Origin of the sequence: Pseudoalteromonas arabiensis (assembly GCF_001550155.1) — a bacterium.
GTDB classification, from domain to species: domain Bacteria; phylum Pseudomonadota; class Gammaproteobacteria; order Enterobacterales; family Alteromonadaceae; genus Pseudoalteromonas; species Pseudoalteromonas arabiensis.
Window position 1 is genome coordinate 71,895 of record NZ_LRUF01000025.1, and the last position, 16,913, is coordinate 88,807.

Consider the following 16,913-nt stretch of genomic DNA (forward strand, 5'->3'; position numbering starts at 1 on the left):
GCTTTTTTTATGACTAAATTTCAGGCTATACTTTCAGTACCTTTAATTTACTGGCAAATTGTGATGCAACAAATTGAAATATTTGAAATCCCAAGCCCTTGCAAAGGAATTTGTCAGGTTAATAACCGTGGTTACTGTAAAGGGTGTTATCGCAGCCGTGATGAGCGCTTTCATTGGAATAAATTCAGTAATGCGGAAAAAAGAAAAGTGATTATTTTATGTCAGCAGCGTTATAAACGCTTCCTTCAGAAAAAGCTCAATGCGGCTGCACACATACAATCTAGCCCTGAGCAAGGTGGTTTCGATTTTTAGAAGTCGGTAAGGTTATATTTATTTTTTAAAAATCGCACTGTTCCTTGTTCATCTAACTTTTTTAATGCAGCTGTCAGCTTAGGGATTAATGTCGCGTGACGCTTATGCACAAAGTGAAAGCTCTGCATAGACATTAGTACTTCTTTGTGAAATTGGCTCTGATCAAAGTTAGGGTGTTTTGTTGATAGTAAAAAGTCGAGTAAGAGGGCCCCTTCAACACGTTTTTGTGTCAGTAAATTTAGCTGAGCAGTGATATTTCTAACAGTGATAACATCGCCATGAAATGGCTGTTTATCTAAAAAACTTTGTGCTGCAGGGTAGCTAGACTGGATTGCTAATGATTTTAAGTCGCTATAAAGACACGTCTGACAGTTTTTTAGTAATAGCAAATTAAAATTAAATAGCGGGAAATCAACCTTTAATAGGTTAGGGTAATCTTGTGTTACGTCAGCGATGCGGCCTAATTGCCCATCAAGAACCCCTTCGTTTGCAGCAGCTAAAGAACTTTGATGATTAAAATCAATGATATGTAATTCGTAACCAATCTCTTTATAAGCCATACGAAGTAAATCTATGACATAACGTGCTTGCGGTGTATCAGCAGGGCGGTTGAATATTAATAAACTAGCGTGAGTCGAAAAAGCAAAGCAAAGCAAAACAAATGCGAAAAAATAAATGATAAACTTTGGCATTGTGCTTTCCTAGCGGGCGTAAATTCGTCGTTAATTTACTTTCATGTGTGGCTAAAATCAAGGTTGGCAGGTCGTTAATATGCTAATTTTTTCTTTACTTTGTTATACTGGAAAAATAGTCACTTTATTCCTGAGATAGTATGAGTTTTAATTTATGTAAGTTGCCGAGAGAGCAAAAGTACCAAATTCAACTAGATTATGAAGCGTCTTTTTGGGCCTACCAGATTAAGCGTGGTAAAAACACACGAGAAGGCGTGTACACAAGCATAAATAGCAGACCCATGTCTGAGCAAGCATTTTTAAAGCAGCAATTTGAGCATTACCTGTCGTTAATGAGCTAGTAATGCCCAAGCTAAAATTTTGCTTGCTTGATCCTATAAAAACACCGCTAGTTAATAAGTTTTATAATAAACACAGTGCGCGTGGAAGAGCGACGAAAGCTGATCAAGTGTGGGTTGCTTACCATGAGATAGATATTGTTGGTGCCTGTCGTGTACAAAATCAACATGGCTATTTATTTTTATCAACTTTATATGTTGATGCCCAGTGGCGTGGTAAAAAAATAGCCTCTCAGTTACTTGAAACTTTACTCGCAGAGCAAAAAAGCGGCGTTTTTACTTTCGCTTATCAAAATCTAATTGATTTCTATCTACAAAATGGGTTTAACTATACATTAACATTACCCTGTTCTTTGCAATCGTTGTTTGAGGTGTATGCACATCGAGATATTGTCCCAATGCACTTTACATGTGACGCCGTGCCAAGTATGTAATTTGGAACGTTAATGACTAAGTTTTTAACCAGAATTATCTTCTGTGCTATTCTAATAACCTGCTTTTCTAGTCAAATCAGCTTTGCACAGGTCAAACGCTTATCAACAAGTGAAGGCTTATCGCAAAGTTATGTCAACACCATGCTCATCGATAACAGCGGTTACTTATGGCTTTCAACGGAAGGTGGACTTAATCGTTATGATGGTTATGAAGTTGTTAATATTAAAGGTCCTAATGGTGAGCTTGAAGACGCAATTATCGATCGTATTTATCAAGACCCACAAGGGTATATCTGGATAGCCTCAATACAAGCAGGGTTATTTCGTTATGACCCTAGCGAAGATTCATATGAACAATTTATCCCCAAACCGACTACCGAAGAGCAAATATTCATTGAATCGGTATTCAGCATGGTTGCGGTAGATGATAAAACGCTTTGGCTAGGGCGTGGTCAAGATTTTGCTAAGCTTGATTTAGAAACCAAGCAAGTAACCTCATTATTTAAAATTCCAGAGCGAATAAAAAGCAGTGTCATTCGCGAGCTATACCCTTATAAAGGCTATATTTTCATGGGCACAAGTAACGGAGCATATGTGTACCAAATCGCTTCGGGAAAAGTGAGAAAACTTGAGCATTTGCAAGATAAGCCTGCCCATATATATCAAAACTATGTAAAGTCTTTCGCTGTCGTCAATGACCAAACCTTATTAGTGGGTGCTGTGAAAGGCTTGTATAAGGTCGATATTAGCCAGCTTGATAAGATGTTTACCACACCAGAAATTGCCTTTAGTAATGAAGAGTTAGTGCGTGATTTAAATATCTGGAAGATTATTAAACAAGCATCAAAGGTAACCTTAGGAACAGATAAGGGGCTATTTGATTATACCCTAGCAACGAGAGAGCTGATAAAAAATACCCGCTTGAAAGAGAGCGGCTATACACTTGCAGATACTAGTATTATTGATGTCGTTAAAGACAGATCTGGCGGTATGTGGCTGGCGACTAAAAATGATGGCGCATTTTACTTATCCTACGATAACTATAACTTCATTAATGTTGTTGCCAGCTCAATTAAAGGCGATGGATTGTCACACCACTCTATTTGGGGGTTGACTGAGTATCAAGGTCGTCTTTGGCTTGCCACTCATAATGGCTTAACTGCTGTCGATTTAGATACCTATGAAAGTGAAGTATTTCTAAAAAACTATCAAGTTGATCTGATCACAACAGAGTTTAGTGTTTATCAAATTATGCCTTATAAAGGCAAACTGTGGTTGCATACTAATCGTGGTATTTTTAGTTTTGACCCGATAACAGGGCAGGCTAGTCCAGTTAAAACAGCTGATCCTGAACAGCAAGTTTTAATTAACGATTGGGTGCATGGTGTGTTACTGATGCCAACGGGTAATTTACTCTATGTACACCCGGATTATGGCATGTTCGCCTATAATATCGATAGCCAAAAAGTGACCCGTTTAGGCGGCAAGTTTGATGAGTTTGAACCTTTTTTAGCTTATGGTTTTTTGCCTGCTTTATCGAGTAAACCGGACGCCCCCCTTTTTTATAATGCGGGAATTTTGTATCAAGTTGACCCACAGACCTATGACTTAACAACTATTTATACTGTTCCTGAACAACATGAAAACGTCGCTGTTAATGTTATGTCCTACATTATTGATAATAACAATGTACTGTGGTTATCTTTATCTAATTTCGGCTTAATAGGTCTTGATGCAACGACCTATGAACATATATACACAATTGATTTAGAAAAGAATAAGCTCGGCACCTTGCTTTATGACATGGTGCTAGATGAAGCCGGTATGATTTGGATGAGTTCCCACAAAGGGTTGTGGCGTTTGAACCCCGAAAACTTACATTTCCAGCAATTTACAGGGTCTGAAGGGCTACTTTCAACAGAGTTTAACAGTGGTGCATTCACACAACTAGCATCAGGACAAATAGTCTATGGTACGCTTAAAGGGTTTACTTATTTTTACCCTATGGATAATCACTATCAACAACCTTTAATCGACCATGTCAATATTACGAACCTTGATTTAATGTCACGTGATTTACCAGCAGAGCTCAAACAGCCCATTGATAGCGTTGTTCTTGAACACGACGATATCGGTCTTGAAGTGGCCTTTTCGGCTATGGCATTTAACTATCAAGAGCGAATTCTTTACGAGTATCAATTAGGTGATGGTCAAAAAACTTATACTCGAAACAATAATCGTGTTCTTTTTCCTAAATTAAGTGCTGGTAAATATCATTTAAAAGTTTGGGCAAGAGACCCTTTAACAGGTGAGCTAACGCCGCCTGCGATTTTGAATATAGAAGTTAAATACCCCCTTTGGCGAGCTCCTCATTTTATTTTCTTATATATATTGCTGATTGCACTATTGGCCGCAACGTGGGTTTACAGGCGCAATCGTACGCAACAAATACTCCTTGCTGCTCACAAAGAAAGTAAAGAAAGTGAAGCCCGTCTTAAGCTTGCATTAGAAGGAAGCCACTCAGGGATGTGGGATTGGTCATCAAAAAGCCTCATTATTTATCAACCAAGGCTAAAGAATGAGCTCGGCTATGACGTTGATGGTGTTAACTTGGATGATTACTTAGCAAAGATACACCCTCACGATAAACAAACATTCCGCCTTGAATGGTTAGAGTTTTTATCAACTGAAAAAGGTTACTTTAATTGTACTTATCGACTTCGTCATGCGGATGGTCAATGGCGTTGGTATAAAGATTTCGGTAAGGTCGTTGAATGGCATGGGAATGTTCCTGAGAAAGTAGCAGGGACTTATACGAATATGACCCGTGAGCTGGTATTTGAGGAAAACGCGCGCTTGTTTGGTGCTGCCTTTGAACAAACGCGCGATTGGGTTTTTATTTTAGATAAAAATTTACGTATTCGAGCGACTAATAAATCATTTCAAGATGCCTTTGCTTTCCCCGCGGATCCCCGTTCAAGCCGCTCTTTAACATTAGGCTTATCTATACCTGCTCGTATTCATTACTTACGAATTATGCAAAAACTGCAATCAGGTGAACATTTCTCTGCAGAGGATGTTGTTGAGGTTGCCAGTGGTGAAAAGCGTCAAGTGCTCATTAAGATAAGTGCAGTCGCGGGTAGTAATCGTCAATTAGATTGCTATGTGATTATTGTTACCGATATTAGCGCACAAAAGTTGGCTGAGAATGAGCTTCATCTGCTGGCTAATTATGACACTTTAACTGGCTTGCCTAACAAAACCTTATTTAGTGATCGTGTTAATCACGCCATTGAGCAAGCAGATTATCATCATACAAAAGTGGCTTTATTGAATGTAGATATAAAGCGTTTTAAAAATTTTAATGATTCGCTAGGACATGAAGAATCTGACGAGCTTATAAAACGGGTTGCGAGACGTTTAAAGCAGGTACTACGTCCACAAGATAGTCTTGCTCGGTTTGACGGCAATGAGTTTATGATTCTTGCAGAGGACTTTAAGCGTATAGATGAGTTACTCGCATTGTGCGCAAGTGTGATGGAGAGTGTTGAAAGCCACATTGAGCTTAGCTTGCAAGCAGTTAAAGTTAATTTAAGTGTTGGTGTTGCAATTTACCCTGATGATGCCAACAACACCAAAGCATTGCTCAAAGCTGCAAATGTAGCGCTTTACCATGCCAAAGGGCATGTTGAAGGAGGCTATCAGTTTTATAAGCAGGAGATGAACTTGCAAGTTCAACGTACTTTGCATTTAGAATCTCAATTAAGCAAAGCATATCAAGAACATGAGTTTTGTAATTATTATCAGCCAATTATTAGTGCAGAAACGAAGCAAATTGCAGGTCTTGAAGTATTACTACGTTGGCCAAGTAATGATAATTACCAACCAGAAGATTTCGCAAATGCCGCTGAAAGCTCGGGCTTAATTACAAAAATTATGCTGCAGACTTTATCTCGAGCACTGATTGAGCTTCGTCAGTGGCGTATAACACACCCTGAGTTATATGTTTCAATTAACCTATCGGCGCTTGATTTTGAAAGTGCTCATCTCGTTGAGAATATTCATCAGGCACTTGATGTATCAGAAGTTCCGCCAAGCGCTGTGGTTTTTGAGATCACAGAGTCCGTGATGATGCATGATTCAAATAAAGCACAGCAGAGTATGGAAGAACTCAAAGCGTTAGGTTGTCGAATTTATATCGATGATTTTGGAACTGGCTACGCGTCACTAACCTATTTAAAACGCTTTCCTATCGATGTGTTGAAAATAGATAAGAGCTTTGTACATGATATTGGCATTGATAAAGATGATGAAGCGATTATTAATTCTACACTGACCCTTGCTCGCAGCTTAGGGAAGGAATGTGTCGCCGAGGGCGTCGAAAATAAAACACAACTTCGCTTTTTACGCCAATTAGGGTGCGAATATTTTCAAGGCTATTTATTTAGTAAGCCAGTACCTGGCGACTCGGTTAGCCCGTTATTAAACGCCCATTGGCAAGATGAGTTTAACGAATAAAAACCCTAATGCGCGATACTTAAATTGCTAGTCTTGGCGTTTGCCACAGTGGCGGCAATAAAGGCTACGGTTACGGTTTTTTAATTCATTATGGATCGCTTTATTCGCTTCTTGCTGGCTTAGCCCAAGTTTATAGCGCAAGTTCTCTAAGTGCTCTTGCTCAACGGGGGTTAGGTGACCGTCCTCAATCGCTTCGTGGACTGCATCAGTAAATAGTTGCCTACGTTTGCGTAATTGCTCAGAGAAGCTTGACGCCAGTAAACCTGTCGGAATTGCGACCATGCCCATACTCACTAAGGTGATTGCACCACCAAAGAGCCGCCCGAGTGGAGTTATTGGCACAACGTCGCCATAACCAACCGTTGTCAGTGTAACCATTGCCCACCACATTGCTGCAGGTATGGAGCCAAATTTATCCGGTTGTACATCATGCTCTATTAAGTAAATACCGCATGAGGCAATGATTAATACCACTGCCATGATAAAGAATGCTGCGAGTAAGGAGCTGCTTTCTTCACGAAATGAATTAAGAAGCAGCTGCATGGCACGTGAGTAACGGGTGAGTTTAAAAATACGCATCAACCTCAGAACACGTAAGAAGCGTAAATCAACACTCACAAATACCATTAACAGAGTGGGCAAAATAGCAATCAGATCAATTAAGGCTAATGGGGTAAAGAAGTACTTTATGCGAATTTTAGAGTTCGTTAAGGGGCTTTCTTTATGCACGCTTTTATCCACGCAAGACCAAAGCCTTAATATGTATTCTAAGGTGAAAATGGCGACCGATACCAACTCTAACGTTAAAAACTCCTGATGATATTGCTTTGCCAAAGGGCCAACCGACTCTAATACAATAGCAACAACATTGATCATGATAAGTGACATCAAGAATACATCGAGTGCTCGACCTACTCTGCGGTATTTACCATTCCCTTCAAAAACACGGGCAGTATAATTTCTTAAACGATGCAAAATAATGATCCGTTTTTTAGTTTAACTGTAGCACCATATTAATGCTGCCTTCTTCAAAGTCGCGAGTAATTTTAAAGCCAAGTTTACGGGCAAGCTCTATCATGCCTGTATTTTCCGGTAATGTTATACCAGCAATTTGTTTAACTCCTTGGTTTTTGCAGTGCTCAATGGCAGCATTCATTAATATGGTGCCGAGCCCCAAACCTTGGCAGTCTGAGCGTACCACAATCGCGAATTCTGCCTCTTGCTTGTCAGGGTCCATTAATACCCGAGAAACGCCAAGAGTGCACGCTGAACCATTTTGTTCTTGGCTTACAATAAACGCCATTTCTCGGTCATAATCAATTTGCGTCATTTTTGCGAGTTGATCGTGATTAAATTGTGGCAGCTCACCAAAAAAGCGCTTGTATCTATCCTCTTTAGTTAAAGATTGATCAAACTCTAAATGTGCTTGTTCATCTTCTGGCTTTATTGGCCGCAATTGAGCTTGGGTATTGTTTTTAAGCGTTACATCTTTTACCAATTCAATAGGGTAAGGACGAATACATAGACGTTTACGGTTTGCCTTGGCCTTATAACGACTGAGTCCTATGGTGGCATCAAGCACTAAAAACTGACCGTTACTAGCTAAAATAGGGTTGAGCTCAACACTGGTTATATCAGGCTGGTCGATTACTAATTGAGAAATTCGTGTTAGTAGGGCGCATAAACGGTACTTATCGACTTTTTCAGGGAGTACTCTATCTTTTAGCACGCCTTTATCGTGTGCCGCAGCAATTAAGTATTTTGCCAGATTCATATTCAAAGGAGGGAGCGCTACAGCAGCTTGCCCAAACTCAAGCCCAGTGCCTGCTTCACCCAGCAATATAACGGGACCAAAGTTGGGTTCTGTTTTAATTGCAATGCGCAGTTCATTGGCGCCAGCACGCGGTGCCATTTTTTGTAGCGAAAACCCTTCAATATGAGCATCAGGGTAGGTGTTTTTGATACGCAGTAGCATCGCAAAGGCAGTTTGTTCGACCTCTTGCGCATCATTTAGGTTAAGTACCACACCGCCAACTTCTGACTTTGATGGAATGCTCGGGCTAATTAACTTTAATGCCACTGGAAAGCCAAGTTCGATAGCGTGCTCTTTTGCTTCCGTTGGCGTGTAAGCCACTTCGGTTTGAATACAGTCAATGCCATAGTGAGTTAGAATTTGACTTGCTTCATGGGTTGATAAATAGCTTTGTTCTTCCGCTAAAAACTCATTTACCACAGCGCGCGCAGCTTCTTTATTTATTTTGGCATCATCGGTATTTGATTCAGGGGTTTGCGTTAAGTGCTTTTGATTTCGGCGATAACTGACTAGGTGCATAAACGCACCAACCGCCCCTTCAGGGGTACGATAAGTTGGAATCGCATTGTTAGCACAGACTTTGCGTGCTGCATATGCGGCGTCTTCACCCATAAAGTTAGTCATGACATAAGGGCGAGCCATTTTTGGGATTTTTTGTAAGGTTTCGACAATGATCTCTGCGTAATCTTCACTCGGAGCAAGCGCGGACGGAGTATGAATAATGAGTAAGTTTTTAACCTCTTTTGCTTGCAGTAAGATTTCGAGTGCTTGTTGATAACGCCTCGGAGCAGAGTCACCAAAAATATCCACTGGGTTTGAGGTCATCTCTGATTGTGGGATCATTCTATTTAGTGCTGAGCGTGTTTCATCACTTAGCTCCGCGAGTTTACCAGAGCTTTGCAATAATGTGTCCACAGCCATGACCCCAGGGCCACCCCCATTGGTTAAAATGGTGAGCTGCTCAACTTTTAGAAGTTTAGGGTGCATTGCTAGAGTTTGTGTTGCAGCAAATAGCTCTCTAAGGTCATTTACCCTTAGCATACCTGCGCGTTGAAAAAGTGCATCGTACACTGCATCTGAGCTTTGTTTACCCCCAGTGTGAATCTCTGCAGCAAGTGCCCCTGCACTGGTTTTTCCGGTTTTAATTGCAATGACAGGTTTGCTGAATGCGGCTGCCCGTGCTGCGGAAATAAAGCTGCGGATATCTTCAATGTTATCAATGTATAAAAGAATAGCTTTGGTTTTGGCATCTCGACCTAAAAAGTCGAGTAGTTCATCAAAATTAATATCAATGCAGTCACCTACAGAGACAAAATACGAGAAGCCAATTTCTTTATTTTTAGCCCAATCAAGAATTGTAGAGCAAACTGCGGCTGATTGAGAAACAAAGGCAAGTTTGCCAGAGCTTGCAACCGTGTGCGAAAAGCTCGCATTTAAGCCAATGTGAGGAATTAACAACCCTAAACAGTTAGGCCCAAGCAACGACACATTTGCTGCCTGTGCAGCGTCTTTTAAATGCTGCTTTTGATCAGGGTTAAGACCTGCTGCGATGATAACAGCATGTTTACAGCCAAGCTCTCCTAATTCTTTGATTATGTCTTTTAACGTGTTTTTATTGGTACAAATAACGGCAAGGTCTGGCACTTTGGGTAAGCTGGCGATACTCGGGTAAGCGAGCACACCATGTACTGCACTGTGATTTAAACTCACCGGCATAATTGGGCCTTTGAATCCGCCCTGTAGCAAATTACGCATAACCACAAAACCAGCACGATTAGGTGAGTTCGACGCGCCAATGACAGCGACTGAAGATGGATTAAAAAATTGGCTAATACGTTTAACGCTCATGCTATTTCCTTCGCTTGCGCTTAGTTGTAAACATTTCAGGGTCTGTTAAGTTTATATACATAAGATAACCCTTTTATATAAGATAACCTGTTTACTACGACTTTTCGAGTCAAAAACAGTGACCTACATCAAGGAGATAAGCATGAATAAAGCGCAGCCGTTTAATGTAATAATTGCCGCGATTGCATTAACGATTGGTTTATTGGGGCTGGGCTTTATTTTAAAAAGTGCTGCGCTTGATGTAAAAGCCATGGAGCGTACTGTACAAGTTAAAGGCTTGGCTGAAATGGAAGTTGCCGCAGACACCGTTATTTGGCCGTTACAGTTTTCTGATGCCGATAATAACCTTGAAAAGTTAGTCGGGCGTGTTGAAAATAAAAACGATGCGGTCGTTGCGTTTTTGAAGTTAAATGGCTTTAGCGATGAAGAAATTAGCACGGGAAGCCAGTCAATAATTGACAAGCAAGCACGCGAATATGGTGGAGAAAATCAGAAATTTCGTTATATCGCTCGTTCCAATGTTATCGTCTATTCTAATGATATTGAAAAAGTTCAGCACGCACTGAGTCAGGTTAATCAGTTGGCAAAGCAAGGAATTGCTATAGTGCAAGACAATTACGAAACACGCATTCAATATTTATTTAATGGCCTTAATGAGATAAAGCCTGCCATGGTTCAGCAAGCGACAGAAAAAGCCCGCGAAGTGGCGATGAAATTTGCTAAAGACTCACAGTCTAAACTTGGTAAAATCAAAACGGCTCGCCAAGGTCAGTTTTCGATTTCAGATAGAGATTCTAATACACCACAGCTTAAAAAGGTGCGAGTCGTTACTAGCGTTGAATATTACTTATCTGACTAAGCCAAGTACTACAGAGAAAGGTAGCCGCATGCGAGTACAGACAATAACCGTGCGGCTAAGTGCGCCAAGCACAAAGCCACCACTAAATGCCACCGCCACACCCATTAAGCCAAACTGATCTTTTAAAAGTACTGCCATCAATACCGTGACACTGGTTGCGCCAAGTAATACGTATAAGTTGATAAGCGGGTTACCTTTTAACTTAATCATACTACTGGCTAAGATTCTTGCAGGTAATAATAGCTGCCCTAGCAATAACAGTATTAAAATCCAAAACCCTTCTTGTAATTGGCTTTCACCATATAAATGCAGAAGGGGCTTTGCAAGCAAGGCAAGTAGCAAGATAGCGGCAAAGTTAAAACGCCACACCACTTTCATTAGCTCGCCAAGTTGCTGTTCGGTATTCTCATCAGCCATTAAAATAGGTTTTAAATATTGGTTCGCTGCATTACCTAAAATAGTCAGTAATCCAGCAATAACAACCGCGGGAAAGAAAATGCTTACACCTTGTGCACCAAACCAGTGATGCACCAGCAACACGTCAAGTTTTGCCACTAACACGGTTCCTGCACCACTTGCGAGCATGATTAAAGAGTCTTTACACCATTGCTTGGTTTGGTAGCGAGCAGCGCTTGCGACAATCATTTTTTTGATTAACCAGTATTGATAACTCGCTACACACAAGATGCTACAGAACAACAAGATACAAATCTCGACTAAAGATAAATCACCACGTATCAAGTACACAAAAAAGCAAAACCCAGCCGTTAACAATTCAAAAATACATTGCTGCGTTATCAGGCCAATTTTAGGTTTGTTTAAAGCCACTAAAAAAGCCGATTGGCTTTGCATAATGGCGCCAATTGGCACCAGTAACAGTAAATAAACGACATGTTCTTTGGCACTTTGGTGGGGGGATATAGCCTGAAAGCTAATGACTACTGCAGCTACAAAAATTACACCGAATAAACAAGATGCAGCCAAGTAAACATGTTTTAAGCCACGTAGTAAATCATGTTGTTGGGCTTTATAAAGTGGATAGCTTATTCGCATTAATGACGATGCAAACCCCATGCTTGCTGGCAATAAGAGTATTTCACAAAGCGCGAGTAACGCGGCGAAAGTGCCAAATTCATCATCGCTTAATAACCTCGCAAGGCACAAGGTGAGAATAATACGACTAGCATGATTCAGAGCAGTAAAACTACTGAGCGAGAGAAATCCTTTGACGACATCCTTGTACATTGAGCTATTAATTTAATGTATGGAGTAACTGGGTCGTTGACACTTGTAAATACGTAGCACAAAGCAACACTTTGCTGTCGGTAATATTTGGTATATCCCTATTGTAAAATTGCTTAAGCTTATTAACTAGGGCTGTGACGGTGGTTTGGTTGTGGTTTTGATCTACTTCCATCATTGCCAGTAAAGCAGAGAACTCATGTTTTGCTGGCATCTGTGTGTTGTTATTACAAGCAATGTAACATCCTATCGGGGTTAATCCTTGTTGGTTTTGCGCTTTTAGTGCGACAGCTAAGCTTTCATTGCTTTCAAATAACATCAAAGAGCGTAAGTAATTAAAGGGCAGTTTATTTGCTTGGCAATGGCTAAACAGGTGATGTAACAGGTTGTTACCCTGTTGATCTGTAATATTAAAAGCATTTTGAAATTTGAGCCCTGGCGTGAAAAAACTGAGTTTGTCGATATCATCAATAAAGCCGACAGCTTCGCTCGGAAGTGGGCTTGCTTCGAGCAAATGTGCAGCGACATTTTGTAAAAATAGGTATTTTACTTCGCTGCTATTTGCTAATTGATATAGATGTTGTAACTGCGCTGCTTGCAATACGCTCGACAAACCTTGGTAATCAGTGAGTAACTCTTTTAACTGATGATGTTGGAGTCGGCTGTTAAGTTGTTCAATAGCGCTTAGCATGAAGTCTCTCAATTATTATTCTTTGGGGTAGGTATAGCTATTTATAGCGTGTTTATCAGTAATAAAAAAGGCCGCAAAGCGGCCTTTTAATCAATTATGTTTTTAAGCGGCTTGTTTTTTAGCAACCCACTGATCAACAAATTGCTCTAAAACGTTAAGTGGTACAGCACCATTTTTAAGTACAACATCATGGAACTCACGAATATCGAACTTTTCACCAAGCTTTTCTTTTGCTGCTTCACGCAACTCTAAAATCTTTAGCATACCCACTTTGTAAGCGGTTGCTTGAGAAGGCATTACGATGTGACGCTCAACCATTTTAACGGCATCAGAGGTCGCATTTGGCGTATTATTAACGTAATAATCGATGCCTTCTTGACGAGTCCACTTCATTGCATGGATACCCGTATCTACAACTAAGCGACAAGCTCGCCATAACTCCATAGAAAGGCGGCCAAAATCAGAATATGGGTCTTCATATAAGCCCATTTCTTTTGGTACTAGCTCAGAGTACAAACCCCAGCCTTCAATGTAGGCCGTGTAGCCACCAAACTTGCGGAATTTAGGTACACCGTCAAGCTCTTGTGCGATGGCAATCTGCATGTGGTGGCCTGGAATACCTTCATGATAAGCAAGTGCTTCCATTTGGTATGTTGGCATCGCTTCCATATCGTACAGGTTTGCGTAGTAAATACCTGGGCGTGAGCCGTCTGGTGCAGGTTGTTGATAGAAGGCTTTACCCGCTGCTTTTTCGCGGAACGCTTCAACAGCTTTCACTTTCAGACCTGCTTTAGGTTTAACAATGAATAACTCATCTAAGCGTGTCTTCATGTTATCGATAAGGGCTGTTGCTTCGTCAAGGTAACGTTGTTTACCTTCTGCTGTATTCGGGTAGTAGAACTGCTTATCTGTTTTCATGAATTGCATGAATGCTTGAAGGTCGCCTTCAAAGCCTACTTTATCTTTGATAGCGCGCATCTCATCATGAATACGTGCAACCTCAGCTAAGCCAATCGAGTGGATTTCTTTTGCTGTTAGCTCAGTGGTTGTAGTACGTGCTAATGCGTTGTTATAGAAGGTTTCGCCATCAGGAAACTTCCATGCTCCATCACGCTCATCGGCACGTTTTTCTAGCTGAGCTAAGAAGTTGATTAACTTAGTGTAAGAGGGCTTCACAGCTGCTTTTAGGGCTTTTTCAGCATCGCTGATAAGCGCTGATCTCTCACTGTCGGCAATATCCAGTGCTGCCACTTTACGTTTAAAGTCAGCAAGAAGTGTTGAGTCATCACCAGAATCAAATGGTGCGCCATGTAAAATGTTTTTACTTGAATCAACAACATGTGGGAACACAAACTTAGGTGCAATAATGCCCTTATCTGCACGTACTTCAAGGTCTTTGATTAGTTGATCAATAACCGTTGTGACACCGTTTAAACGCGAGATATATGCTTTTGCATCAGAGACATCAGTAATTTGATGTTGGTTGATTAGAAAAGCAGGGATCATTGAGTGAACCCCAAACATTTGGTTCACAGGGTAGTTGTAATAACGCCATTTGAAATCAGCGATGTCATTTTCAAGATCTTGTTTCTTTAAGTCGTAACTAACTTTTGTGGCGTCATCAAGTAAGTCGCGGTTAATTGCATTCAGTGCGACTAGGTCTGCTTTTTTTTGTTCAAAATCAGCTAAAGCACGCTCTTCGCTACCATCATCCCATTTGCCGTAATCTTTTTTAATACCCATATAGGTTTGAGATACAGGGCTGTTCATTATATCGCGATTAAAAGTGTCTTCGAAAAACGCATTGGCTTTATCTATTTCACTTTGTACAGGCTGGCTTTGTACACTTGGCGCTGATGTCGGTTGCTCTTGCATTTGTTGGCAACCGCCAAGTAATGCAACACTTACCGCAGCTGCGATGAAGGTTAGTTTACGCATTTTAGTTCCTTTGTCGTTGTTAGAAATTTAATTTTTGTTGTTAAACGAATAATTCTAGCAGGTCATTTAAATAACGATGGCCTTTTTGGCTCACCTGCCAAGTTTCTGAGTTATCTATTAGTAGTCCTTTTGCGATGGCTGTATTTAAGGCTCGCTGCTGACTTTGCTGCGATAAACCTGTCAGTGACGATAAGTCTTCTTTAGGGCATGACTCGACAAGGCGAAAGCGGTTCATAAAAAACTCAAACGCTAAATCGTCTTCCTCTACGCGCCATTGCTTATATAAATAAGGCTTTGCTAAGTCCATATAACCGCGAGGATGCTTGACTTTTTCAGTGCGAGTGATGACCCCAGTTTTTATGTTGGTGACTTTACCATGCGCGCCACAGCCAATACCGAGATAATCGCCAAATCGCCAATAATTTAAGTTATGCTGACATTGGTAGCCAGGTTTTGCATAGCCAGAAATTTCGTATTGCTCATAACCTGCTTCGGCTAGCAATGCTTGCCCTTGCTCTTGGATATCCCACAATATATCGTCTTGGGGTAAAGTCGGTGGTTTTGAGGCAAATTGTGTATTGGGTTCTATGGTTAATTGGTACCAAGAAATATGTGGCGGATTTAATGCAATAATTTTTTTAAGGTCGCTCAGTGCATCCTCAAGAGATTGCCCTGGAAGCCCATGCATTAAATCTAGGTTGAAACTGTTTAGTCCAGCTTGGTGAGCTTGTTCAGCCGCATAGTTTGCTTCATCGGCACCATGAATGCGACCAAGCGCTTTGAGTTTATCGTTTTGCATGCTTTGCACGCCAATCGAAATACGATTGATACCAGCACCAACATACTCTTTAAAACGGCCTGTTTCGACAGTGCCTGGGTTTGCTTCTAGGGTTATTTCACAGTCATCGCTTAGGCCAATTAATCTGTCGACTTCGCTAAGTAGGCGAGTATAAGCATCACCCGTTAATAAGCTCGGGGTGCCGCCGCCAATAAAGATGCTGTGGATTTTACGCCCTTGCACTAAATGTAGATCGGCTTTGAGATCATCAATTAGGTGCTGAACATATTCTTTTTCGGGGATCGTGCCTTTTTGGCCATGACTATTAAAATCACAGTAAGGGCACTTTTGCACGCACCAAGGTACGTGCACATATAGACTTAAAGGCGGTAAGTTCACAGGCCGCCTTTTTGCTGCAATTGCGCAAGGAGTTGTTTAAGAGCTTGACCTCGGTGACTCAGTGCATTCTTTTGCTCTTTAGTTAGTTGTGCGCTGGTGCACTGCTCAGAAGGCACATAAAACACTGGGTCATAGCCAAAACCACCTTGACCGTCTTGGCTCTGGGTGATTTCGCCATCCCAGCTTGCACTACAAATAAGTGGCGTTGGGTCATCTGCATGGCGCATTAGTACCAATACACACCAAAAGCGTGCGCTACGTATAGGGTTATCAGCAAGTTCTTTTAATAGTTTGTCGATATTATCTTGATCGCTAGCACCTTCTTTAGCAAAGCGTGCTGAGTAAACGCCAGGTGCACCATTTAGGCCGTCTACTTCAAGTCCTGAGTCATCGGCAATGGCTGGCATACCCGTGATCTTCGCCGCATGACGCGCTTTAATGATGGCGTTTTCAACAAATGTGGTGCCTGTTTCTGGCACCTCTGGTACTTGAAAATCGCTTTGTGGAACCACGTTAATATTAAGCGGGCTGAGCATGCTTGCCAGCTCTTTTACTTTGCCAGGGTTACCCGTGGCTAAAACTAAGGTGTTGTTCATATGAGAGTTAGTCTACGTAAAATTTTTGCTGAAACTTCAGTGTTTGTATTTGGCCGTTTTTATTGATTTCGATGTTAAAACGGTAAATCTCTTCGTTGCTGTAGTCGATTTGCGCTAAGTAATAAATCGCATCGCCTTCAATAACTTCTTTAAACTCGAGCTGTTTACTATTGCCAAGTAAGTTGCGAGCGGTGCCTGTTAAGGTCGCTGTTTGTGCTGTTTTGTCGCTGTTTTTTAATACCGAAATATTGATAACCCCTTTGCTCGGGCTACGGTCTAAATCGTAATTTTTGGCGATATTAGGCTGAATAAAGGTGGATGGAAAGGCAATATAGTGAACCTCCCAAGGGCCAAGCTTTTTAAATTGAGCGCCTGTTTGTTCATCCGCCTTAGCAAAGTTTAAAAATAAACTTAGGCAGAGGAAGGTAATAAGAATAATTTGCTTCATGGAATAT

General features: G+C 41.0%; 14 protein-coding genes. 5 read left to right on the forward strand and 9 right to left on the reverse strand.

Going from position 1 to position 16,913, the window contains the following annotated elements; genetic code table 11:
• The first annotated feature begins 63 nt into the window (after positions 1–63).
• On the forward strand, positions 64–312 hold the full coding sequence (locus tag PAARA_RS16540; RefSeq protein ID WP_062570219.1) for a DUF1289 domain-containing protein: 249 nt from the start codon (positions 64–66) through the stop codon (positions 310–312).
• On the opposite strand, the gene PAARA_RS16545 is transcribed toward PAARA_RS16540, so the two are convergent.
• Positions 309–1,004 carry a type 2 periplasmic-binding domain-containing protein gene (locus PAARA_RS16545; RefSeq protein WP_083515345.1) on the reverse strand — a complete coding sequence of 232 codons (696 nt, stop codon included), beginning with the start codon at positions 1,002–1,004 and terminating at the stop codon, positions 309–311. The two genes, PAARA_RS16540 and PAARA_RS16545, sit on opposite strands and share 4 nt — an antisense overlap.
• 140 nt (positions 1,005–1,144) lie before the next feature.
• Between PAARA_RS16545 and PAARA_RS16550 the strand changes: the two genes are divergently transcribed.
• The 3 genes from PAARA_RS16550 to PAARA_RS16560 are packed head-to-tail and all read left to right on the forward strand — an operon-like array spanning position 1,145 to position 6,294.
• The gene (locus tag PAARA_RS16550; protein ID WP_062570102.1) at positions 1,145–1,345 is read left to right on the forward strand and encodes a DUF3283 family protein; all 201 of its coding nucleotides are present in this window, start codon (positions 1,145–1,147) and stop codon (positions 1,343–1,345) included.
• Positions 1,346–1,347: 2 nt separating this feature from the next.
• Positions 1,348–1,776 carry a GNAT family N-acetyltransferase gene (locus PAARA_RS16555; protein ID WP_062570103.1) on the forward strand — a complete coding sequence of 143 codons (429 nt, stop codon included), beginning with the start codon at positions 1,348–1,350 and terminating at the stop codon, positions 1,774–1,776.
• A gap of 12 nt (positions 1,777–1,788) precedes the next feature.
• Positions 1,789–6,294 carry an EAL domain-containing protein gene (locus tag PAARA_RS16560; RefSeq protein ID WP_062570104.1) on the forward strand — a complete coding sequence of 1,502 codons (4,506 nt, stop codon included), beginning with the start codon at positions 1,789–1,791 and terminating at the stop codon, positions 6,292–6,294.
• Positions 6,295–6,321: 27 nt separating this feature from the next.
• Here PAARA_RS16560 and PAARA_RS16565 read toward each other — a convergent pair whose 3' ends face one another.
• Together PAARA_RS16565 and PAARA_RS16570 are read right to left on the reverse strand one after the other, a co-directional pair.
• Positions 6,322–7,275 carry an ion transporter gene (locus tag PAARA_RS16565; protein ID WP_157066224.1) on the reverse strand — a complete coding sequence of 318 codons (954 nt, stop codon included), beginning with the start codon at positions 7,273–7,275 and terminating at the stop codon, positions 6,322–6,324.
• Between the two features lie 10 nt (positions 7,276–7,285).
• Entirely contained in the window at positions 7,286–9,955 is a 2,670-nt protein-coding gene (locus PAARA_RS16570) for a bifunctional acetate--CoA ligase family protein/GNAT family N-acetyltransferase (RefSeq protein WP_062570106.1), read from the reverse strand.
• A 142-nt stretch (positions 9,956–10,097) separates the two neighbouring features.
• Here PAARA_RS16570 and PAARA_RS16575 point away from each other — a divergent pair, with 142 nt between their 5' ends.
• The gene (locus PAARA_RS16575) at positions 10,098–10,814 is read left to right on the forward strand and encodes an SIMPL domain-containing protein (protein WP_062570107.1); all 717 of its coding nucleotides are present in this window, start codon (positions 10,098–10,100) and stop codon (positions 10,812–10,814) included.
• On the opposite strand, the gene PAARA_RS16580 is transcribed toward PAARA_RS16575, so the two are convergent.
• From PAARA_RS16580 to PAARA_RS16605, 6 genes are all read right to left on the reverse strand, one after another.
• Positions 10,803–12,059 (reverse strand): lipopolysaccharide biosynthesis protein, encoded by a 1,257-nt coding sequence (locus PAARA_RS16580; RefSeq protein WP_157066225.1) that lies wholly within the window; start codon positions 12,057–12,059, stop codon positions 10,803–10,805. The genes PAARA_RS16575 and PAARA_RS16580 overlap by 12 nt on opposite strands.
• 7 nt (positions 12,060–12,066) lie before the next feature.
• Positions 12,067–12,747, reverse strand: a complete 681-nt coding sequence (locus PAARA_RS16585; RefSeq protein ID WP_062570109.1) for a hypothetical protein — start codon at positions 12,745–12,747, stop codon at positions 12,067–12,069.
• Positions 12,748–12,849: 102 nt separating this feature from the next.
• The gene (locus PAARA_RS16590; protein WP_062570110.1) at positions 12,850–14,685 is read right to left on the reverse strand and encodes a DUF885 domain-containing protein; all 1,836 of its coding nucleotides are present in this window, start codon (positions 14,683–14,685) and stop codon (positions 12,850–12,852) included.
• Positions 14,686–14,725: 40 nt separating this feature from the next.
• Positions 14,726–15,862, reverse strand: a complete 1,137-nt coding sequence (hemW, locus tag PAARA_RS16595) for a radical SAM family heme chaperone HemW (RefSeq protein ID WP_062570111.1) — start codon at positions 15,860–15,862, stop codon at positions 14,726–14,728.
• On the reverse strand, positions 15,859–16,458 hold the full coding sequence (locus PAARA_RS16600) for an XTP/dITP diphosphatase (RefSeq protein WP_062570112.1): 600 nt from the start codon (positions 16,456–16,458) through the stop codon (positions 15,859–15,861). Before PAARA_RS16600 ends, hemW begins: the two co-directional genes overlap by 4 nt.
• Positions 16,459–16,465: 7 nt before the next feature.
• Positions 16,466–16,906 (reverse strand): DUF4426 domain-containing protein, encoded by a 441-nt coding sequence (locus PAARA_RS16605; RefSeq protein ID WP_062570113.1) that lies wholly within the window; start codon positions 16,904–16,906, stop codon positions 16,466–16,468.
• Positions 16,907–16,913: the final 7 nt, after the last annotated feature.

What these genes read in the sequence shown, in the direction of transcription:
- PAARA_RS16600 (WP_062570112.1), bottom strand. Translation starts at nt 16,458, where the DNA reads ATGAACAACACCTTAGTTTTAGCCACGGGTAACCCTGGCAAAGTAAAA.
- PAARA_RS16555 (WP_062570103.1), top strand. Translation starts at nt 1,348, where the DNA reads ATGCCCAAGCTAAAATTTTGCTTGCTTGATCCTATAAAAACACCGCTA.
- PAARA_RS16550 (WP_062570102.1), top strand. Translation starts at nt 1,145, where the DNA reads ATGAGTTTTAATTTATGTAAGTTGCCGAGAGAGCAAAAGTACCAAATT.
- PAARA_RS16605 (WP_062570113.1), bottom strand. Translation starts at nt 16,906, where the DNA reads ATGAAGCAAATTATTCTTATTACCTTCCTCTGCCTAAGTTTATTTTTA.
- PAARA_RS16560 (WP_062570104.1), top strand. Translation starts at nt 1,789, where the DNA reads ATGACTAAGTTTTTAACCAGAATTATCTTCTGTGCTATTCTAATAACC.
- PAARA_RS16570 (WP_062570106.1), bottom strand. Translation starts at nt 9,955, where the DNA reads ATGAGCGTTAAACGTATTAGCCAATTTTTTAATCCATCTTCAGTCGCT.
- PAARA_RS16590 (WP_062570110.1), bottom strand. Translation starts at nt 14,685, where the DNA reads ATGCGTAAACTAACCTTCATCGCAGCTGCGGTAAGTGTTGCATTACTT.
- PAARA_RS16585 (WP_062570109.1), bottom strand. Translation starts at nt 12,747, where the DNA reads ATGCTAAGCGCTATTGAACAACTTAACAGCCGACTCCAACATCATCAG.
- PAARA_RS16580 (WP_157066225.1), bottom strand. Translation starts at nt 12,059, where the DNA reads ATGTACAAGGATGTCGTCAAAGGATTTCTCTCGCTCAGTAGTTTTACT.
- PAARA_RS16575 (WP_062570107.1), top strand. Translation starts at nt 10,098, where the DNA reads ATGAATAAAGCGCAGCCGTTTAATGTAATAATTGCCGCGATTGCATTA.
- PAARA_RS16545 (WP_083515345.1), bottom strand. Translation starts at nt 1,004, where the DNA reads ATGCCAAAGTTTATCATTTATTTTTTCGCATTTGTTTTGCTTTGCTTT.
- PAARA_RS16540 (WP_062570219.1), top strand. Translation starts at nt 64, where the DNA reads ATGCAACAAATTGAAATATTTGAAATCCCAAGCCCTTGCAAAGGAATT.